The sequence below is a fragment of the Lachnoanaerobaculum sanguinis genome, assembly GCF_033242365.1.
Taxonomy (GTDB): Bacteria; Bacillota; Clostridia; order Lachnospirales; family Lachnospiraceae; genus Lachnoanaerobaculum; species Lachnoanaerobaculum sanguinis.
Window position 1 is genome coordinate 1 of sequence record NZ_BTHK01000009.1, and the last position, 21,104, is coordinate 21,104.

Sequence of the window (21,104 nt, forward strand, 5' to 3'; positions counted from 1 at the left end):
CACCGGTAAATCCAAGTACACCGACAACCCCTACCACACCGACAACCCCTACAACTCCGATAAGAGTGGCAACCCCAAGCCAGATCACTATACCGGGAAGAGATGAGGATGTAGTTATAAGACCTACAAGACCTGTAGCGACCCCGTCAATAGCGACAAGCTCAAACACAAGCAGAGGTGGAAGCGGCAGTTCAAGTTCAGGTGGAAGCACAAGTGTAAGACCGGGAAAGGCAACTGTAAACAATAATACAACATCAATGAATGCAATCGAGAAGCCGGTAATCGTAACAGATGAGCCGAAAACTCCACAGCCACAGAAGGCACAACTGAGCAAGGATACAACAAAATCCATTTCAGATACAAGAGTGGCGCTGTCAGTTCCAAAGACTGAAGACAAAGATGCAACTCCGGTTTACGGTTTGATGTTGATTATGTCAAGTGCACTTGCTGCACTATGTATCTTCAAAAAGAGAAGAACTGAATAGTTTTATTTAGATAACAGAAGTTATCGAAAGATAAAATCAGGTCCGGAAGAAATACTTTGTATGACTTCCGGACTTTTTGATTGAAATATATTGAAAAAAATATATTTTGTATTATAATTTTAATATAAAGAAAATTCCTGAGGTGAGCGATAACTTTGCCAATTTTGAACCTACATTTTGATTTATGGGATTCCAAATAACCTTCGATGGATGTCAAGCTTCTATAGGTAGAAGGCAGATATCAAGGTGAGGTAACCCACCTAGCTTCGCTAGGCGTCAATAAGCAGAGCCGTCACTTTGGGGTTTAAAAAAGAGTAGTTTTTACTACTCTTTTGTTTTATATAAAAAAGTATATGGATGGTTTTATGGCAGAGACGCTTACAAGAGATGATATTAAAAAGATAGAGGCTGAGATAGAAGAAAGAAAACTTGTGCTTAGACCGAAACTTATAGAGGCTGTAAAGGAAGCCAGAGCACATGGAGATTTGTCTGAAAATTTTGAATATTATGCCGCAAAAAGAGAGAAAAACAAGAATGAGAGCAGAATCAATTATTTAGAGAGAATGCTTAGATTCTGTCATGTATATGAAGATAAGACAAAAGAAGATCAGGTCGGAATTGACAAGGTTGTAGAACTCTATTTTGAAGATGATGACGAGTGTGAAAAGTTCAAGATAGTTACTTCAATCAGAGGAGATTCACTGGAAGGCAGACTCAGTATAGAGTCACCGATAGGTAAGGCCATAATAGGTAAGAAAAAAGGTGACAGAGTACTTGTGCCTGTAGGCGACGGAGGATATTATGTAAAAATAATGTCCATAGAAATAAGCAATGAAGAAGACGAGATAAGATCGTTTTAGGAGGAAATATGAAGCTTGTAATACAAAGAGTAAATCATGCAAATGTAAAAATAGACGGTGAAGAAGTAGGAAAGATAAATAAAGGTCTTTTGGTTTTGGTAGGTGTAGCGGCAGATGATGATGAAAGAATCGTTGAAAAGTATTTTAATAAGCTTATCAAACTTAGAATATTTGAAGATGAAAACGGAAAAACAAACCTTTCATTAAAAGATGTGGGCGGTGAGCTTTTACTTGTATCACAGTTTACGCTGCTGGCAAATTGCAAAGAGGGAAACAGACCGAGCTTTATAGGTGCAGGCTCACCGGATGAGGCAAAGAGACTTTATGAGTATATGGTGGAACTTGGCAAGAAGTCGGATATTCATACAGAATGCGGAGTATTCGGTGCGGATATGAAGGTAAGCCTTGAAAATGACGGACCTTTCACTATAGTATTGGAACTTTAATATGAGAGAACTTTACAAAATTTTACTTGTGGATGACGAAGAAGAAGTCAGAAAAAGTATTATAAAAAAAATCAACTGGGAAGAAGAAGGTTTTTTAGTTGTTGGAGATGCCGAAAACGGTGTTGAAGCACTGGAGAAAATAGAAAATTTAAATCCGGACCTGGTATTTACCGATATCAGAATGCCATATATGGACGGACTTGAGCTGATAAATGAAATAAATATAAGATATCCTCTTATAAAGTCCATTATTTTTTCGGGATTTGATGATTTTGACTATGCAAAAGAAGCCATTAAGATGGGCGTAATAGAGTATGTGCTTAAGCCTGTTTCCGCCGTTGAGCTTACGGAGATCCTCAGAAAAGTACATAAAAGTATGGATGAGGAACTTGATAAAAAGAGAGATATTGAAAGACTCAGAAGAGGATACCAAGCCAGTATTCCTATACTCAGGGAGCAGTTTTTAAACGGTATTATACATGGAAGTATAAGTGCTTCGGAGATAGATTATGCTATGTCCGAATATGATATAAATTTAAACAATGCAGACAGATATATAGTTGCCGCCGTTCACATAGATGATATGGACAGCAGCATAGTGGATAAAGAACTTATACCTATATCTGTAAAGGTCAACCTCCTTGAAAACCTGAAATATAAATTACAGGCGGAGGTCTTTTCCATGTATTCGGAAACAAGTATAGTTATATTGACAGGACTTCCTGAGAAGATGTCAAAAAACTATATAATGTCCATACTTACAGAGGCGATACGAGATGTAAACAGAGCCATAGGTGTAAACCTTACCATAGGTCTGGGTATCAGTGTAAAGGATATCACAGATCTCCACAGGTCATATACTCTTGCAAAGGAGGCTCTCGGATACAGAGGTATTGTAGGAAGCGGCGAAGTTATTTATATAAAAGATATGGAGCCTGTAAAGTCTGATAAGCTGAAGTTTGAAGATATTGAAGCAAAGGAATATATCAATATATTAAAGTTCGGAAGTGATGAAAGTATAGCAGAATATGTGGAAAAAATAGCATCAAAGCTTAAGGAATCAAAGGTACATTCAAGTCAGTATCAGTCCTATATGATAAATGTTATAAATATTATTATAAGTCTGGTACAGGATTACGGACTTGAGCTTTCAGTACTTACAAAGACGGCTACAGATTATATAGATCTTTTGGATAAGATAAAGGATACAGGCGGTTTCAGAGAGTGGCTGCTTGAGGCAAGCATAAATATCGCTCATAAGATAAGAGAAGATCGAGCTTTCACATCAAAAAAGGTACTTGAAGAGGCTAAGGCCTATATAGAAGAGAACTTTGCGGATATGGATTTGTCGCTTGAAAAACTTTGTAAACATTTACATGTCTCCGTTGCCAGGTTTTCCACAAACTTTAAAAAGGATATGGGGATATCCTATGTAAATTTCCTGACCAATGTAAGATTGCAAAAGGCTGTGGAGCTTTTAAAGACTACAGATGAAAAGACATATATTATAGCGGAAATGGTGGGTTATGCGGATCAGAATTATTTCAGCTATGTGTTTAAGAAAAAGTATGGGGTTTCACCTTCAAAGTACAGACAGCAAGGTTAGTATATGGAAAAAGGGAAATTCAGTTTAAAAAACTTGAGTATAAAAAATTTGAGCATACAAAGCTCTATTTTCATGTACTTTACAGTTACAGCGATTATAGCCATAGCACTTATAAGCCTTATAATATTTCAAAGATTTACAAACAGCTTAAATGCTACCATTATTGAGGAAAACTCAGGTATTGTAGGACAGCTTGGAGAGTCTGTGGATTCATATCTTAGAAATGCCATGAAGGTATCCGATTCCATTTATTATAATGTTATCAAAAATACAGATATATCAAATGATGATATAAAAAGGGGTATGAACCTTATCTATGTCAACAATGACAATATGATAGATGATATAGCTTTGATATCCGGAAAGGGCGAGCTTATAGAGTCCATGCCTGCATTACGACTTAAAGATAACAGCAATGTTTTGGAAAAGGATTTTTTTAAAAAAAGTATGGCGGAAAGTGAATATATCAACTTTTCCATGCCACATATCAGAGATCTCTTTGACAGGAATGAAAGCAGCTATTCATGGGTGATTTCTCTTTCAAGAGCGGTGGAGGTGACTGATGAGGGTAAGGCCACACAGGCACTTCTTCTTATCAACTTAAACTATATGTATTTTGAGGAGATATTTTCAAATGTAAATTTGGGAAACGGAGGTTATGTGTATCTGACCAATGATAGTGGTGATATCATATGGCATCCGAAACAAAATGAGATATATTCGGGACGATTTAAGGAAGACAATAAATATGCCGCCACTTTAAAAGACGGAATAACAGTTGAAAATCTTGGCGGTAAAAATATTACACTCAATGTAAGGACAATAGGATATACAGGTTGGAAGCTTGTGGGGGTGACACCAAGTGCGGCACTTGGCGTAGACGGAATAAAATTCAGATTCTTTGTACTCTTCGTTGCCGATCTTTTCTTATTTTTACTGGCTATGATAAATGCCTTTATTTCCGATAAGATATCAAATCCTATAAAGAGTCTTGACGGCAGTGTAAGAGAGATTGAGAGCGGAAATCTGAATGTGGAGATAGTACCTAGCGGTTCTTATGAGGTGGAACATCTCGGCAAGTCAATTAAAAATATGCTTGGCAGGATAAAGGTATTGATGTCGGATCTTGTGGCTGAGCACAATGCCAAGAGAAAGAGCGAGTTTGATACATTGCAGTCTCAGATAAATCCGCATTTCTTATACAATACTTTGGACATTATCGTTTGGATGATTGAAAACGAGAACTCCGACAAGGCTGTAAATATTGTGACGGCACTTGCAAAGTTTTTCAGGATTTCATTAAGCAAGGGAAAGAATATAATCACTGTAAAAGATGAGGTGGAGCATGTAAGAAACTATCTGATGATACAGAATATGCGTTTCAAAAACAGGTTTGAATATAGCATAGATGTGGATGAGGAAGTGCTTTCTTATTCATCTTTAAAGCTTATGCTTCAGCCATTGGTGGAAAATGCGATATATCACGGAATGGAGTTTATGGACGGTGACGGTGAGATAGACGTAAAAGTATTTAAAGAGGATGACAGTCTTTATTTTACGATAACGGACAACGGACTTGGAATGAGTGAAGATATGGTTGAAACTTTACTGAGTAAAGACTTTGTTCCAAGTAAAAAAGGATCCGGTATCGGTGTAAAAAATGTAAATGAAAGAATAAAGCTGTATTTTGGAAGTGAATACGGGTTGAAAGTTGAATCGGAACCTGATGAAGGTACAAAGATTACAATTCATTTGCCTGCTGTAGTATATGGAGAGAATGATGAAGACAGATAAAATATATATATGGATAATATGGTTTGTATCAATTATCTTACTCTTTGTAATTTCGCAGACAAATTTGATATTAAAAGAAGAAACACCGAGAGTTTATCAGGTATCTTTGATACTTGACGGTGAGGATGAAAGTAAATACGCCAATCTTAAAAAGGGTGTGGATGATGCCGCAAAGAAATACAATATAGATATAAACCTGATTACATTAAATAATATAAATCAGAAGACGCTTATAGAATCCGAGGAGGAAAACGGTGCCGACGGTATTATTGTGCTGGCAAAAAATGATTTAAAAATCAATCTTATAAAGTCACCGGTGGTTGTATTAAAGTCAAAGGATACGGATGTATTTGATACGACTAAGATAGGAAGTGCAAATCCAAGTATAAATATCTCAAAGAGGACTATAAATATTGACTATACAGATATGATTGAAAGGCTTTACACGGCATTTGAAGAAAAGTATGACGGAAGTTCACCGGTTTATGTATTTGTAAATGATTTGAATCTTGCAGGTGTGTCAAAGGAAACAGATTTCTTGAAATCAAAACAATCTTCTAATATAATTCTTGTAGAGGGAGATGAAAAGGAGTTTCGGACGGCAATAGAAGATTTGGTGCACAGTAAGAAAAGCGCTTTTATATTCTCACTTGATAAGAAAAGCACTGAGAATATATGTAAGATACTTGGAGGCAGCAGCGTTTATAAGGAACATATACACGGGTTTTATTGCATAGGAGCCACCACATTCTTTTTAAATAAATTAAGTGAGGGCAGTATAGATGCAATAGCTACTTTAAATGAGTATGAAGAAGGATATTCGGCAGTGGAGATGCTTATGGCGGATTTAAAAAAGACAAATTATATGTCAAATATCGATATGGAAAATATGCTGGTGGATAAGGAAAGCCTGGAAAATGAGGATATAATAAAACAGCTTTTCCCTATTGACTAGCACTGTGGGAGGAAGATGAAAAAACATGGTTTTATAATAAGCATGGCGATTTTGGTAATTGTTCTTGTCGTCGGCTGTATATCTATGATGAGCAGGGTTGCATCGCCTAAGAAAAATGTCATCAAGATAGGACTTTGTCTGTACAGATTTGACGATACATTTATCTCAAATGTCAGGCAGGAAATAGAAGAGTATGTAAAGGAATATGAAAAAGAACATGATATCAAGATAAATCTTGAGGTGGTGGATGCCAGAGACAATCAAAATACTCAAAATCATCAGGTGGATAGATTTGTATCTCTTGACTATGATGTACTTCTTATAAATGTCGTTGACAGATTTGCCGCTTCAAATATGATTGAAACGGCTGTCGGCGCAAAAATACCGATAGTATTTTTTAACAGAAAACCGGTGGATGATGACTTAAACAGAGCGGACAATATTTATTATGTAGGTGCAGGACCGAAGTCCGCAGGAATCGAGCAGGCCAAGATAATAATAAATGCCTACAATGAAAATCCTCACAGTATAGATATAGACGGTGACGGTGTGATAAATTATGTGCTTTTAGAGGGTGAACCGAGTCATCAGGATTCTCTTGTAAGGACAGAATGGGTTATAAAAACTTTGCAGGAGAACAATATTCCGATAAATAAGCTAAACGGTGCTATCGGAAACTGGGAGAGAGCACAGGGCTCCGCGCTTATGGAAGAGTGGCTTAATAATTACGACAATATAGACCTTGTCATATCCAATAATGATGATATGGGACTCGGTGCCATAGATGCGATTGAAAGAAACAATAATATAAAAGGTATAAAGGTTGTCGGTATAGACGGAACAAAGGAGGCCCTTGAAGCAATCAATGAAGGTAAGCTTTTGGGTACTATCGAAAGTGATAAAAAGGAATATGCCAAGGCGGTAGTGGAAATAGCGATGCACAGCATAGGGAAATCGGATTTGCCTGATGATGTAAATGCTAAATTAATGGAGAATAGAACCTATGATGTTAGGCAAATTCCTAGGATAAAATAAATTTTTGTATAAAATTCACATTTATTCCATATATAAATTGTATATGAAATATTGAAAAGAGCATTGACTTTTATGCTCTTTTTTATTATGATAAAAGTCTAAAGATTAGAACACCTTTCTAAGAGGTGTTATGGGGACCTTTCTTTAAATAATTCTATAGGAGTTTTATGAGGCATATTATAGCGGTGATTGATACGGATATACGCTTTGCCTTAAAATTATCTGATTTTCTTTCTAAGGAGGATAGAATTCCTTTCAAAGCGGTCGCTTATACTTCATTCCAAATGTACAGTAATGAAAGCTCTTCTATGGAGACAGTGGCATTTATCACGGATATTGACAATGTGGATGAATGTATAGATACGGGACTTCCGGTCGTTCTCCTGTCAGATGATGCGATGGTAGAGTCTAAATATACCGGTTCTTCAGAACTTTTCTGTTCAATATTCAAATTTTGCGGTGTACATATAATAGTTGATGAACTGCTGGGATTTTTTTCGGGTAATAATTCTTTCGGACTTACGGCAGGTAATAAAAATACAAAAGTCTACGGTGTTTATTCTCCGATAAACAGATGTGGCAGAACAAGTCTTTCGGTGGCATTTCATTCTTACTTCTGTTCACAGGAAAACAGTTCTTTGCTTATTTCCTTTGATGAATATGATTCATTGTTCTCTGTTTTGAGAAAAGAAAACAGTAGAGATCTGTCTGATGTTTTCTATGGTTATAAAACCGGAGATTTAAACTTTGCTAAACTGGGAGAATGTATCAGCAGAGTTGAGGATTTGAATATTGTTCTACCTGCAAGGTACAATGAAGACTTGTTTTATTTATCCGATAATGAGCTTACAAAATTTATGAATGATATTCTTTCGGCAAATCTGTTTGAAGTTATTGTAATCGACTTTGGAAGTATAGGCCGCAGATCCATGCAGATTTTGGATATGTGTGAAAAGATATTCTGCCCGGTGATTGGAGAGAATAACAGTGTGGAGATGACAAAGATAAGTGAATTTAAATCACTTCTGGGGCGAAACGGATATGCTGAGATTATTCACAAAATATATGAGATGAGATTGCCGAAGGAGGATATTTCCGCAGATATATTTAATTTTACAAGATTAAAGCGGCGTGAATATTTTTCACAGGTTTCAAAGACAGCTGAGGGCCTATGATTTATTATATAGTGGGCAGTATGTTATTTGCTGCGGCAATGACGGATATACTTTGGAAGAAGGTTCCGAATATTATTATTTTCGGATATTTTCTTATAGGAGTATATATATTACATGTAGAGTTTGTATTCAGAGTTTTTGCTTCAATTATATTATTTTCAATTCTTTACAGGCTGAGATTTTTTGGGGCCGGAGATATAAAGTTGTTTTCTTTGGTTATAGGATTTTTAGGTACATATGACGGGGTGAATGTGACTGTTATAGCATTGGTGTTGGCAGGAGCGGGCGCATTACTTTATATGATTTTCACTAATCAGTTAGCAATCAGGATTACAATGCTTATAAACTATTGTATGAGAGTGCTTGCTGCCGGAAGAATTGAAAAATATTATGAATACAGAAAAAGTGACAAGCATTTGATACCTGTTTCTCCATATTTTTTGGCAGGCTTTATATTATGGAGGTGCTTTTGTTAAACAGAAAAATAACAGATGATGAGATTTTTAGAATACAGGTGGTTAAACGTGAAGATGAGAGCGCAAATCAGGGTGAAAGTATTTATGAGCAGCTGAAAAGAGAAATAAGAGATGAGCTCTCGGATCTTAGAAATATAGAAGATGAAGAATTATATGAAATAATAGATCGTGAAATAGTACATAAGGAACATTCTTTTTATATTCCTCTTGAAGAAAAAATAAATATAAGAAATTCTCTTTTTGATTCGTTCAGAAGGCTGGATATACTGCAGGAGTTATTGGATTCCAAAGACATTACAGAGATAATGGTAAACGGGAAAGATGATATATTTGTGGAAAAATGTGGAAAAGTCATGAAATGGGATAAGAGCTTTGTGAGTAATGAGGTTTTGGAGGATATGATTCAGCAGATTGTAAGTAAGGTGAACAGAGTTGTAAATGTGTCTTCACCTATTGCAGATGCCAGACTCTCAGATGGTTCAAGAGTACATATTGTATTGCCGCCAATATCTCTTGACGGTCCGATTATTACAATAAGAAAGTTTCCTGAAGTTATCAGTATGGAGAGAATGATATCATACGGAACAATATCTGAAGAATGTGCAAATTTTTTGGAGATGCTGGTTTGCTCAGGATATAATATTTTTATTTCAGGAGGCACAAACTCGGGAAAAACCACTTTTTTAAATGCACTCTCAAGCTATATACCTAAGGGGGAAAGAGTTATTACAATAGAGGATTCGGCGGAATTACAGCTGATGCATATAAAAAATATAGTAAGGCTTGAGACAAAAAATGCGACTTTAAGCGGTGACGGAAGTATCGGCATAGGAGATCTTATAAGGGCATCACTTAGAATGAATCCCGACAGGATAATAGTCGGAGAAGTCAGAGGAAGAGAAGCGCTTGATATGTTGCAGGCTATGAATACCGGACATGACGGTTCGCTCAGTACAGGACATGGTAACAGTGCAAAGGATATGCTCTCAAGACTTGAAACAATGGTGCTAAGCGGTGCGGATCTGCCGCTGGCCGCTATCAGATCGCAGATAGCAAGTGCATTGGATATTTTGATACATCTTGGAAGACTCAGAGAGGGAGAAAGAAGAATGCTTGAGATTTTGGAGGTTTTGCCCTATGAAAATGGGGAGATTGGGCTTAATAAGCTCTATGAGTTCGATATGGAAGAAAAGGTACATAAAAAAGTCGGAGAACTTAAAAACAAACAAAAATTGTTCGCAGCAGGCTATAGACTATAACAGCTACAGATTTAGCGTTTCGGAGTGGCTAAAATACAGCTTTTTAGCCGTATCGGCAGCAGCCATAGGTTCTTATGTATTCTATAAAAGCGTAATAATATTTTTCTGTCTTTTTCCATTCTGTTTTTTATACCCTAATTTAAAAAGAAAAGAATTGATTGCAGCAAAAAAACGCAGACTTGTAGTTGAGTTTAAGGAAGCGATAATGATACTTTCATCACTTTTAAATGCCGGATATTCATTGGAAAACTCCGTAAAAGAAGCTTTGGTGGAGTTAAGACTTTTATATACTAAAGATAATCTGATAATAAAAGAATTTGAATATATAAATCAGCTTATTTACATGAATATCAGTGTTGAAAGGGCATTTAACGATCTGGCTTACAGAAGTCACAGCGAAGATATAAGAAGCTTTGCAAAGGTTTTAAGGATCGCAAAAAGAAGCGGAGGTGAACTTGAAAACATTATCGCTCATACGGTAGGTGTTATAGGTGATAAGGTGAGAATAAAGGAAGAGATAATAACCATGACGACTGCAAAGAGGTTTGAACAGACCGTTATGAATATATTTCCTCTTTTTATAGTTTTATATATTGATATAAGTTCACCGGGTTTTTTCAATATTATGTATACAACCGTTATCGGAAGAGCCTGTATGAGTATAGGACTTATAGTCTATCTGTTTGCTATTTATATCTCGAAGAGACTTTTAAATATAGAGGTATAGCATATGAAAAAGTATTTGAGAGTAATCTTTTTAAATAATTTAAAGTGTTGGCTGATTGTAATAACAGGCTTTGTGATTTTTGGTATCTGCAATTCTTTTTTAAAGGTAAATACGGTAGAAAATAATTACATAAACAGACCGGGTGTGGATGAATATGATACCGAGATGGAAATAGAGGTTGAAGGTTTACTTGATAAGCCGCAAAGAATAGAGATACCTGTAACAAAGAGAACTTATTCAAAAGATGAGGCAAATGAGGCTATAAAGAAAGGTCTGGAAGAGATACTTTTAACACTTCCGGGTGAAAACTCTTCACTGCAAAATATTACCACGGATTTGAATTTGACAAATGAAATAAGCGATTTGGGACTCAGTGTAAGATGGGATTTCGGAGAAAGCGAACTTATAGACATCTTGGGAAGTGTACATAATGAAAACCTCAAAGAAAACAGAAATATTGATATAGAGGTGAGCTTAAGTTATGAAACTTACGAGGAAAGCTATATCATTCCCATAACAGTATGTCCGAAAATATTATCGGATGACGAAAGGCTTTTGAAGGGACTGATTGATAAAATAGCAAATGTCGATAAGGATTCAGTCCAAAAAGACGGTTATATTCTGCCGGATACTTATGAAGGAAAAAGGCTTATATACCACTACGGCGAAGCGTTTAACTTTAATATTATTCCGATTATGGGAGTAATTATAGCGATACTTTTATATTTACAGGAAAAGGAAAAAGAAAGGCGGAGCACAGAAAAGAGAAAAAGGGAGCTTATGAAGGATTATCCGGATATAGTTTCAAAACTGATAGTATTTATAGGTGCGGGACTTTCTGTCAGACAGTCATGGGAAAGCATAGTTATAGATTATGAGAATGAATGTAAAGAGAACAATGAAAGAAGATATGCCTATGAGGAAATGGTAAAGGCTCTGGCAAAGCTGAAAACCGGAATATATGAGAATACTGTATATAAGGATTTCGGCAGGAGCTGTGCTCTTAGGCAATATATGAAATTGGCATCACTTTTAGAACAAAACAGAAGGAACGGACTTGCAAATCTGCACAGTCTCTTGAGTATGGAGTCACAAAGTGCATGGGATGAGAGGATAAATTTGGCAAGAAGAGAAGGCGAGGAGTTAAATACAAAGCTGCTTTTACCGCTTTTTATGATGTTACTTATAGTGATGATGATAATAATTGTACCTGCATTGTTGATATTTTATTGATTTGATAAAAGCAATGTGAATTTTATAAAATTAGAAAGGGGTAGTAAATATGTTGGAGTTTTGGAAAGATTTTATGGAAAATGAAGACGGTGTCGGTGTAGTGGAGATTGTTTTGGTTTTAGTGGTTTTGATAGGTCTGGTACTTATATTTAAAGGAAATATCAGTAAGCTTATGAACAATATCTTCAAGGAAATCAATAAGAAATCAAAAGAGGTATATAATTGAGAAAAAGCGGTTCCGTTACCGTCTTTATATGTCTGATATTTGTCTGTATCAGTGCTTTAATATGCGGGCTTTTGGAGTCTGCAAGGACATCGGGAGCAAGATTTTATTTACAGGTGGCAGGAGACTCAGCAATTGATTCGGTCTTTAGCAGATATCATAGAAAGCTTTGGGAGAATTACAGGATATTCGGTCTGGAAAGTTACAGTGATGAGAATGTAAAAGATATGATGCTTTTATATATGGACCCTTATATAAAAAACAGCGGAATGTACAGGATTCAAAATCCGCACGTGAATTTAAATAAGAAAATATATTTAAATGACAATGGTGGAATGTATCTGGAGCAGGAGATTGTTGATTATATGGGCCTTGGAACTTTTGAATCCATATTTGACAGTTCTCCCGATAAGCTTTGGAAAGATATAGAAGATGCTAAGAGTATGGAAAAGGTTACTTCCGACTATGGTCTCAGTTCAAGGGAAGCAATTGAAGTTGAAAAGGTTTTAAAAAGGCTTTCTGAAAATATTTCGGAGCAGGAGAAAATAAGATCTGAAATGAAATCTTCACTTGGTGCAAGAAATCTCACAGAGATAAAAAAGCTTTGTAAGAATCTGAAAAAGGTATTAAAAAAAGTTCCGGATCTTATAAAAAAGTATGAAAAGAAAGCCGATAAATTATCGAAGAAAATCGGAGAAATAAAAGATAAGAATGCCGAAAGTATTTCAAAACTCTCAGAAAACAATAAGGCGTATATTGAAGGAGAAACGGAAAAGTTTAAAGATTACACAGATAAGGACGGAGAAAGAAGACTTGAGGTGGTAGCACTTGGCGGACTTTCTGAAAGTATGATAAGGGAAATCGAGCATCTGGAAGCCGATATTGAAATTCTTCAGGAAAGAATAGCTGAGGCATCAGATGATGAAGAAGATGACCACAGTAGTGAAATAAGCGAAGGATGGGATAATGTGAGTGATGATATAAATTCACTTACAGAAATGAGAATGAACTTCAGGCATGGAATATCTGATGAAGTTAAGGAAGATCAGCTAAAGCAACTGAAAGAACTGATTTCCGACGGCATATTCTCTCTCGTGATTCCTGAAAACAGAGAGGTTTCAAATAAAAGTATAAACAGACTCGCTCTTCCTTCAAATGCAGTCACAGGAGGATATACAGGCAGAAACCTTGCAGAAAGACTTCTTATAAATGAGTATATCGGAACATACTTTGCCGACTTTACAGATGATATAAAGACTCCGCTTTCATATGAGCTTGAATATATATTAAACGGAAAAGACTCGGACAGGGAGAATCTTGAAAACACGGTGGCGGCTCTTCTTGCAATAAGAGAGGGATTAAACTATATGCATATCATATCCGATGCCGATAAGATGCAAAGAGCCGGAGAGCTTGCCGAGGTAATCAGCGGTGTGATATGTCTGCCTGAAATAACGTTTCTTATCAAGTTTTTGATAATAGCGGTATGGGCTTTGGTGGAATCGGCTATAGATATCAAATGCCTTTTATCAGGGGGCAAGGTGCCTATAATAAAGACGAAAGATGATTGGAAGGCGGATCTTGACACGATATTTGAAGTTTTGGAAAACAGGGCTTTGGGCAATAAGGATTCCGAACGTGGTATTAACTATGAGGGATACTTGAAAATGCTTTTATATATAGAAGATCCCGTAAAAAGAAACTTCAGAATGATGGATATAATGCAGCTTGATATAGGTGTGAGCCAAAACGACTTTTTAATGCAGAATATGATATACGGTATTGATGCAAATATAAGCTGTGGTGCTGGAAGAGTATTCAGTGAAATATCATATTTTTCCAAAGAGTTTGCAGGTCTTAATTCAAGCTATGAGATGCAGGTTAAAGTGGAGAAAATATATTGAAGGGAGGTTTTGTATGTCCTCTTATAATGAAAAATTTGAAAACAAAAAAATGAAAGCTCTCCAAGCATGCAGGTATAAGAGGGCGCACAAAGCCTCTCTCAGTGTAGAGGCGGCCATGTGTTTTGGCCTGTTTATCATAGCTATGGCTGTACTTATAATGCCTTTTGATATGATGAACACCAATAGAAAAATCAGAGGAATTGCCGAAGCTGTATGTAAGGATTCCTGTCAGTATGCATATACATATTACCGATTTACGGGTAATGCAAGAGAAGAAGAAAATGAAAATTATGATCATGAAGCTATGGAAAATGTAAAGGGAGTATTTTCAGGTGGAGCAATAGGAAGCTTTGTGGTTGCGAAAATAAATACCGAGGTGAAAGATAAGAATATAAGTAATATTCACGGACTTTTATCAACCTGTATGTCTGACGGTGAGACTATATGTATAAGAATAGATTATAAATATTCACTTCCGATAGGGATATTTAAAAATTCAATCAATCAGACTGTGGTAGCTTCAAGAAGAGCGTGGATAGGGGCGGATGGTGGAAAAGGATCCGGAAATTCGGATGATGAAGAATATGTTTATATTGGCAGGAACTCGACCAGGTATCATTTAGATTCAAGATGCCACTATCTTTATAATGATTTGCGTTCCGTACCTTTGTCTGAAATAGCAGGTATAAGAAATGATAACGGAGCAAGGTATCAACCATGTGAAAGATGCGGAAACAGAGCAGGAACAACAGTTTATATAATGCCTTCAGGCACGAGATATCACAGTGATCCGGATTGCAGTGCAATCATAGCTTATGTACAAAGAGTTAAGCTCTCGGATGTGGAGCATTTGGGAGTATGTTCTTACTGTGGAGGTAGACATTGAGTATTGAACTTGTGGAAAAGATGATTTTAATAATATTTTTGCTTATTTTTACATTTCAGGATATCAGAAAAAAAGAGATATACACCTTTGGAGTGGTTTTATTTTATATAATGATTATAGATATTCAGATATATAAGTTTATTATGGGGAGCAGTATAGATATTAAGAATACAGTATTTGGAATATTTAGCGGTTTTTTATTATTGCCGCTTTCAAAGTTTAATATTTTGGGAGAGGGAGATGCTCTTGTATTTATAGGCTGCGGAGCGATTCTGGGGCTTAAAGGAAATATACTTTTGTTTTTTGTATCGGTTTTTATAGTTTCAATATATGCTCTTTTTATGAGCCTATATTACATGGTAAAAAAGCGTAGAATAAAAGGAGTCAGAGTGGCAATGCTTCCTTTTATAACTATGGCAAATTGCATTATATGGTTATGTGTATGAAGAAGATTTTGAGAGCAAGTTTTACAGTGGAGATAACTTATATTATATTTTTTATATTTATAGGTATCGCTTTTATAATAGGATACAGCATAGATAAACATACGGAAACAGTTGACAGTATTGAGATGCATCTACTGCTTGAGAGATTGGCACATGATGAGAAAAATATGGGATATGATACGGAAAGGTTAAAGTCTTTAGTTGAGTTAAAGGGCAATAAAGCTGTAAAAATAAAGGAACATAAATTTTCCGTGGAAGGAGAGCAGGGAAATCAGAGTATCAGAGTGGCTGTCTATGATCCCGAGGGCTATATAAGAGCGACTACAGCATTGGAGGGGATATATGAAAGACTTAAAGGTCAGTTATCAGAGGAATCTAAAGAGTAATCAGCTTATATTTGAGCCGGAGGAAAGTTTTTTGCTTGAGTTAAAAAGTAAATATGCCTTTGAACTGGGTATGATAGAGCATAACAATATTAAAAATTTCTTGAAGCCTTTTATAAAAAGGCTGAACTCTAAAATAGAGATTTGTTATGATATAAGCTCACTACAGCCGGTATCAAGAATTTTTGAAGTAAAAACATTGAATGTAGAAGAAATAAAATCATTTATTATCGAAATAATAACAGCCACAAAATCATTGGAAGAATTTTTACTTGAAGCATCATCAATAGTACTGGATCCCGAATATATTTTTTCAGATTTGGACCTTAAGAGATTCTCATTTCTATATATTCCAAGAAACGAAGATAATAAGGATGAGATGCAAGTATTATTGGAAAATATTTTAAATAATATCAATAAAGAAGATAAAGACTGTTTGATAACGGTATACGGGATGCTGAAGGAATGTCAAAAAAGAGATTTCACTATAAATGATTTAGAAGGAATTTTGGACTCTAATATAAAGAAAGCGGATAAGGAGCAGGTTACCTTTAAAGAAATAATTCCTGAGAATATTGATGAAAAAGAGAGGAATAAAACTAAATTCAATATCTTCGGAGGCATTTTTAAGAATCAAAAAGTGAAGTCTCAGGATGAGGAATCAAAATTCCTTGAAAAGGTATTTGAGGGTTATGAGTCAAATGTGAATGCAGCATATATAAATGAAGATAAGGCTTTATTTACAGTACCTGATGAAGAAATAGGAAGTACCGTACTGCTCACGGATATAAAGATAAAAAGTTCGGGAAGATTTTTAAGAACGGTAAACGGGAAGGAAGATATAGAGCTTTCATATTTACCGTTTATTATAGGAAAACAGGAAAGAGTATGTGATTATGTTCTTGATACGGACGGAGTAAGCAGAATGCATCTCAAATTCTTTGAAAAAGATAATGAAATTTATGCAAGAGATCTAAACTCAAGAAACGGAACATATGTCAACGGAAGGAAACTTGAAAATGAAGAAAATATAAGGCTGTATAATGGTGATTCCGTCAATATCTGCGGTATAAGTTATATATTGGAGATATAATTATTCTTGATAGTTTTCGTATCTATGTTATACTTTATAAAATCATTAAGAAAGTTGTTATGGCTTTTTATTTGTAAAGGGAATAATATTGTAAAAGGCTGTATAGTGATGATTAGGAGAAGAAAGTGAAGAACAAGATACGAATAGTGCTATGCTGTATATTTTTATCAATAGCGGTATATGCAGGATATAATATTATTAAGATACAAAGTGAATATAAAAAAGGTGTGGATACCTATAAGGAAATAGATAAGTATACCATAGAGCAGACAGCGACCCGGTCAAGTGACAATACGGAAGAGACTGTAGAGAAAACCGAAGAAGAAAAGCCTTATCCGCAGGTTGATTTTGCAGGATTAAAGTCTATAAACAGTGATGTTATAGGTTGGATTTATGTACCTGATACAGAAATAAATTATCCTATAGTACATACAACAGATAATGAATATTATCTGGATCATATGGTGGACAGAACCGAGAATCCGGCAGGTGCTATATTCTTAGATACCAGAAACCCAAGTGATTTGAGTGATCTGCACAGCATAATATACGGACATCATATGAAAAACGGAAGTATGTTTGCGGCACTAAAGGGCTATAAAAAGCAGGATTTCTTTGATGAACATAAGAACGGATATTTGATAACCGAAGATGCGGTATATAGAATTGATTTCTTTGCCGGACATGTGGCAAATGTGGAAGAGAACGCATGGCAGCTTGATTTTAGCGACGGTACGGAATTTGATAACTGGATAAAGTCATTAAAGGAAGTATCTGCATTTAAATCGGATGTGAATCCGGAATATGGTGACAAGGTATTTACCCTGTCAACCTGTAGTTATGAGTTTGATGATGCAAGATTTGTACTAAGCGGTAAGCTTACAAAAATTGAATAGCTTAAAAATCAATATAAAGGGTTAAGAGCATAAACTGTTCTTGACCCTTTTTTTAAAAGGTGGTAGTATAAATTAAAATCCTACTAATAGAGTAGGGATAAAGGGATAAAATGAAAAGAGGACTTTATGGATATATTAAATGAAGTAAAAGAGATACATGAAACTTTGGTGGAGCTTAGAAGAGATTTCCATTTACATCCGGAACTCAGTATGAAGGAGTATCGAACAGCTAAAAGAATAGAAGAAGAGCTTGATAAGCTGGGTATAGATCATTACAGAAGTGCCGAAACAGGAGTTATAGGAATTATTAAAGGAACAGGAAAGTCGGAGCCTGCAAAGAATACGGGAGTAGATGAATCTGAGAGCAATATAGGACATCAGGGCAGTACCAGAGAAGGTAAGGACAGAGTTGTGGCACTCAGAGCCGATATAGATGCTCTTCCAATACTTGAAAGAGATGACAGAGTTTATTGCTCAAAAACAGAAGGTGTTATGCATGCCTGCGGACATGATGTTCATAATGCGTCTTTACTGGGTGCGGCTATAATACTTGCCAATAACAGAGAAAAGTTTGCAGGAACAGTAAAACTTATCTTCCAGCCGGGTGAAGAAATAGGTGCAGGTGCACAAGCTATGATTGCAAACGGTGAAGTAAAAGGAGTTGAAAGAATTTTCGGACTCCATGTAGCTCCTGATTTAAGATGTGGAGAGGTCGGAGTGACTACAGGCATAAACAATGCGTCTGTGGATCATTTCAGGATAGAGATAGAGGGAAAGGCTACTCATGTATCAACTCCTCAGATGGGTATAGATGCACTTTATATAGCAGCACAGACTGTTGTGGCATTACAGGCATTGGTTACAAGGACCACATCACCGATAGACCCTGTGGTTATAGGTGTGGGAATATTAAACTCCGGAACATCTTACAATATAGTGTCAGGCAGCGGAGTTATAGAGGGTACAACAAGAACCACCTCTGCAAAAACCAGACAGGAAGTAAGAGACAAGGTGCAAGAGACTGCTGAAAATATTGCAAAGATTTACGGTGGAAGCGCAAAGGTTATCTGGACAGATTATACATCCGCACTTATAAATGATGAGAGGGTTTCAGAAGAAGTCAGAGGCATTGTAAAGGATATTTTTGGAGAAAAGGCGGCAAAGGTAAGACCGATATCTTTAGGCGGTGATAATTTTGCGGAATTTATTATGGAAATTCCGGGGGCATATGCTTATCTCGGAACTTCAAATGAGAGCATTCCAAACAGTTTGATTCAGCTTCATAATGAAGGTTTTGATGTAGATGAGAACGCTTTGGACATAGGAGCAACACTTTATGCGGAGTATGCGCTAAGGTGGTTGAATGATAAATTTTAAACGAAGATGTGCTTATTTAGGGCGTTTTTAAACTTTTTTTAACAGCGATATTATATTATTATTAAAGATTACTTACAAATAGATAACTTCTTTAATAAATCGTTGACATTTAGTCGCTCAATTAATATAATTCAAAAAATTAACAATTGTGTTAAAAAAGGAGAGACTTTATGCCAAGAATAACATCGCTTTTAAAGTCCATTTGTGGGAAGATTATGTCAATACCTATGAGGCTCACAAAGAAAATGTACAGACAGATGGCTCTGCTCACAATAGGTGGTGCAGTGATCAGTGTAGTTGCATTTTCAAGCAATGGATTTGCCGGAAGCGGAAAAAATGCTGTCAGTGCTAATGTCATAAATTCCGGAGAAAGTGAAAACTTTGAGGATGATATGGAAGACGAGGCAGACGATATTTTGGATAACGCCGGATTAGATAATACAACTGTTGATGAAGATATTGCAAATTTGCCCCGAATAGAGCAAAAGGAGACCGGAAATGAAAAGATGGAAAGACTTCTTGAGGAACGTAGGGTAGCACTTGGATTATCTTCACTTACAGTAGAGGATTATAATAATCTGCTAAGGATTGTTGAAGCTGAGGTAGGTGACAATGATGTCTATGGTAGAACGATAGTAGCCAATGTGGTTTTAAACAGGGTTCGTTCAAGCCATTTTGAAAACACTATAACAGAAGTTATATTCAGCAAGGGACAGTTTTCACCTATAAGGGATAAGAGATTTTTTAAAGTTAAGGTGAGCGAAGCCACTATCAAAGGTGTAAATAATGCACTGATGGGAGAGGATTATTCAAGAGGTGCACTTTACTTTATGGACAGAGCTTATTCTTCAAGCCATGCGGTAGGATGGTTTGATTCATCTTTAACTTATTTGTTTTCTTATGGAGGTCACGAATATTTTAAATAAATTATAGTTGAGCAGGTATATTTATGGGATTTAAGTTTTACAGTTCCCGATGGTAATAAAAGAGTTACCCGGGGATTGTAAAATTAAGCCTATATACTGCTGTTTGAGCTTTAGCTTTGAAACGATTTTTTATTTGAAAAAATCAAAAAAATGCTTGACATTGCAATGCCGCTCATATATAATGCTGTATGTGTCTGAGAGAGACATGTAAATAATCATCGGGGTGTGGCTCAGTTTGGCTAGAGTACCTGGTTTGGGACCAGGGGGTCGCAGGTTCGAATCCTGTCACCCCGATTTGTTTTCTAAAAACATAATATATGAGTCTGTAGCTCAGCTGGATAGAGCATCGGCCTTCTAAGCCGAGGGTCAGGGGTTCGAATCCCTTCAGGCTCACTGATATGCAGGTGTGGTTCAATGGTAGAACATCAGCCTTCCAAGCTGAATACGTGGGTTCGATTCCCATCACCTGCTTTTTATCATAATATATGATATATTATGGTGGGTATAGCGCAGTTGGTTAGCGCGCCAGATTGTGGCTCTGGAGGCCGTGGGTTCGAATCCCATTACCCACCCTTTAATGGGTCATCGCCAAGCGGTAAGGCACAGGACTTTGACTCCTGCATTCGCTGGTTCAAATCCAGCTGGCCCAGTTATATGGAATTGTTACGTAACACCTAAAGGGTGTTATTTTTAGAATAAGCGGTTATGCTTTGGGAGGTGCTTATGGACATTATGCCGATTTTTGCAGGTATTGTAGGACTTGTTATAGTAGTGGCGGTTGCGGTATCGGCCGGTACGATGGGGGCTGTATTCGGTGTCATAGCGGAAGAAGATGAAGACGATGAGTTTTAAAAAGTGGGGCAGAGATAAAAATCTCTGCTCTTTTTGATTTCCCTTAACTAAATGTTATGGCAAGTAT

General features: G+C 36.3%; 21 protein-coding genes, 5 tRNA genes, 1 other RNA gene and 1 pseudogene. All 28 read left to right on the top strand.

The features are described from left to right. Positions 1 to 485, top strand: a pseudogene (locus SBH76_RS07255) (hypothetical protein); the annotation flags it as partial. A gap of 131 nt (positions 486 to 616) precedes the next feature. Next, a non-coding RNA gene (ssrS, locus tag SBH76_RS07260) (6S RNA) lies at positions 617 to 793 on the top strand. A 57-nt stretch (positions 794 to 850) separates the two neighbouring features. Further along, the gene (gene greA / locus SBH76_RS07265; RefSeq protein ID WP_009662241.1) at positions 851 to 1,345 is read left to right on the top strand and encodes a transcription elongation factor GreA; all 495 of its coding nucleotides are present in this window, start codon (positions 851 to 853) and stop codon (positions 1,343 to 1,345) included. Positions 1,346 to 1,353: 8 nt separating this feature from the next. Continuing rightward, the gene (gene dtd / locus SBH76_RS07270; protein WP_007594754.1) at positions 1,354 to 1,791 is read left to right on the top strand and encodes a D-aminoacyl-tRNA deacylase; all 438 of its coding nucleotides are present in this window, start codon (positions 1,354 to 1,356) and stop codon (positions 1,789 to 1,791) included. 1 nt (position 1,792) lies between these two features. Further along, positions 1,793 to 3,397: a response regulator gene (locus SBH76_RS07275; protein ID WP_317977329.1), complete on the top strand. Its 1,605-nt coding sequence runs from the start codon at positions 1,793 to 1,795 to the stop codon at positions 3,395 to 3,397. Positions 3,398 to 3,400: 3 nt separating this feature from the next. Further along, positions 3,401 to 5,191: a cache domain-containing sensor histidine kinase gene (locus tag SBH76_RS07280; protein WP_317977330.1), complete on the top strand. Its 1,791-nt coding sequence runs from the start codon at positions 3,401 to 3,403 to the stop codon at positions 5,189 to 5,191. After that, positions 5,178 to 6,146, top strand: a complete 969-nt coding sequence (locus SBH76_RS07285; protein ID WP_317977331.1) for a type 1 periplasmic-binding domain-containing protein — start codon at positions 5,178 to 5,180, stop codon at positions 6,144 to 6,146. Before SBH76_RS07280 ends, SBH76_RS07285 begins: the two co-directional genes overlap by 14 nt. A 15-nt stretch (positions 6,147 to 6,161) precedes the next feature. Beyond that, positions 6,162 to 7,181 (top strand): galactose ABC transporter substrate-binding protein, encoded by a 1,020-nt coding sequence (locus SBH76_RS07290; RefSeq protein WP_317977332.1) that lies wholly within the window; start codon positions 6,162 to 6,164, stop codon positions 7,179 to 7,181. Between the two features lie 167 nt (positions 7,182 to 7,348). Next, positions 7,349 to 8,356, top strand: a complete 1,008-nt coding sequence (locus SBH76_RS07295) for an AAA family ATPase (RefSeq protein ID WP_317977333.1) — start codon at positions 7,349 to 7,351, stop codon at positions 8,354 to 8,356. Continuing rightward, positions 8,353 to 8,832: a prepilin peptidase gene (locus SBH76_RS07300; RefSeq protein WP_315035288.1), complete on the top strand. Its 480-nt coding sequence runs from the start codon at positions 8,353 to 8,355 to the stop codon at positions 8,830 to 8,832. Before SBH76_RS07295 ends, SBH76_RS07300 begins: the two co-directional genes overlap by 4 nt. Next, positions 8,826 to 10,091, top strand: a complete 1,266-nt coding sequence (locus tag SBH76_RS07305; protein ID WP_290648718.1) for a TadA family conjugal transfer-associated ATPase — start codon at positions 8,826 to 8,828, stop codon at positions 10,089 to 10,091. The genes SBH76_RS07300 and SBH76_RS07305 overlap by 7 nt, the downstream gene beginning before the upstream one ends. A gap of 154 nt (positions 10,092 to 10,245) precedes the next feature. Continuing rightward, positions 10,246 to 10,818, top strand: coding sequence for a type II secretion system F family protein (locus tag SBH76_RS07310; RefSeq protein WP_317977334.1), 573 nt, complete (start codon positions 10,246 to 10,248; stop codon positions 10,816 to 10,818). A gap of 3 nt (positions 10,819 to 10,821) precedes the next feature. Next, on the top strand, positions 10,822 to 12,051 hold the full coding sequence (locus SBH76_RS07315; RefSeq protein ID WP_317977335.1) for a hypothetical protein: 1,230 nt from the start codon (positions 10,822 to 10,824) through the stop codon (positions 12,049 to 12,051). 49 nt (positions 12,052 to 12,100) lie between these two features. Continuing rightward, entirely contained in the window at positions 12,101 to 12,277 is a 177-nt protein-coding gene (locus SBH76_RS07320) for a Flp1 family type IVb pilin (RefSeq protein WP_007594732.1), read from the top strand. Next, positions 12,274 to 14,178, top strand: coding sequence for a DUF5702 domain-containing protein (locus SBH76_RS07325; RefSeq protein WP_317977336.1), 1,905 nt, complete (start codon positions 12,274 to 12,276; stop codon positions 14,176 to 14,178). Before SBH76_RS07320 ends, SBH76_RS07325 begins: the two co-directional genes overlap by 4 nt. Positions 14,179 to 14,191: 13 nt before the next feature. Next, positions 14,192 to 15,064: a hypothetical protein gene (locus tag SBH76_RS07330; protein WP_317977337.1), complete on the top strand. Its 873-nt coding sequence runs from the start codon at positions 14,192 to 14,194 to the stop codon at positions 15,062 to 15,064. Next, the gene (locus SBH76_RS07335) at positions 15,061 to 15,510 is read left to right on the top strand and encodes a prepilin peptidase (protein WP_009662253.1); all 450 of its coding nucleotides are present in this window, start codon (positions 15,061 to 15,063) and stop codon (positions 15,508 to 15,510) included. The genes SBH76_RS07330 and SBH76_RS07335 overlap by 4 nt, the downstream gene beginning before the upstream one ends. Next, positions 15,507 to 15,896 carry a hypothetical protein gene (locus SBH76_RS07340; RefSeq protein WP_317977338.1) on the top strand — a complete coding sequence of 130 codons (390 nt, stop codon included), beginning with the start codon at positions 15,507 to 15,509 and terminating at the stop codon, positions 15,894 to 15,896. The genes SBH76_RS07335 and SBH76_RS07340 overlap by 4 nt, the downstream gene beginning before the upstream one ends. Next, positions 15,853 to 16,986 carry a DUF6382 and FHA domain-containing protein gene (locus SBH76_RS07345; protein ID WP_317977339.1) on the top strand — a complete coding sequence of 378 codons (1,134 nt, stop codon included), beginning with the start codon at positions 15,853 to 15,855 and terminating at the stop codon, positions 16,984 to 16,986. The genes SBH76_RS07340 and SBH76_RS07345 overlap by 44 nt, the downstream gene beginning before the upstream one ends. A 125-nt stretch (positions 16,987 to 17,111) precedes the next feature. After that, positions 17,112 to 17,882, top strand: a complete 771-nt coding sequence (gene srtB, locus SBH76_RS07350; protein WP_317977340.1) for a class B sortase — start codon at positions 17,112 to 17,114, stop codon at positions 17,880 to 17,882. Between the two features lie 126 nt (positions 17,883 to 18,008). Next, positions 18,009 to 19,259 carry a M20 metallopeptidase family protein gene (locus tag SBH76_RS07355; RefSeq protein ID WP_317977341.1) on the top strand — a complete coding sequence of 417 codons (1,251 nt, stop codon included), beginning with the start codon at positions 18,009 to 18,011 and terminating at the stop codon, positions 19,257 to 19,259. Between the two features lie 170 nt (positions 19,260 to 19,429). Then, positions 19,430 to 20,185 carry a cell wall hydrolase gene (locus tag SBH76_RS07360; RefSeq protein ID WP_009662257.1) on the top strand — a complete coding sequence of 252 codons (756 nt, stop codon included), beginning with the start codon at positions 19,430 to 19,432 and terminating at the stop codon, positions 20,183 to 20,185. A 219-nt stretch (positions 20,186 to 20,404) separates the two neighbouring features. Further along, positions 20,405 to 20,479, top strand: a tRNA-Pro gene (locus SBH76_RS07365). 25 nt (positions 20,480 to 20,504) lie between these two features. Beyond that, positions 20,505 to 20,578 (top strand) — tRNA-Arg (locus tag SBH76_RS07370). A gap of 7 nt (positions 20,579 to 20,585) precedes the next feature. Next, a tRNA-Gly gene (locus SBH76_RS07375) sits at positions 20,586 to 20,656 on the top strand. A 27-nt stretch (positions 20,657 to 20,683) separates the two neighbouring features. Next, positions 20,684 to 20,757, top strand: a tRNA-His gene (locus tag SBH76_RS07380). 6 nt (positions 20,758 to 20,763) lie between these two features. Next, positions 20,764 to 20,835: transfer RNA gene (locus SBH76_RS07385), tRNA-Gln, on the top strand. Between the two features lie 73 nt (positions 20,836 to 20,908). Next, on the top strand, positions 20,909 to 21,037 hold the full coding sequence (locus tag SBH76_RS07390) for a hypothetical protein (RefSeq protein ID WP_009662261.1): 129 nt from the start codon (positions 20,909 to 20,911) through the stop codon (positions 21,035 to 21,037). Positions 21,038 to 21,104: the final 67 nt, after the last annotated feature.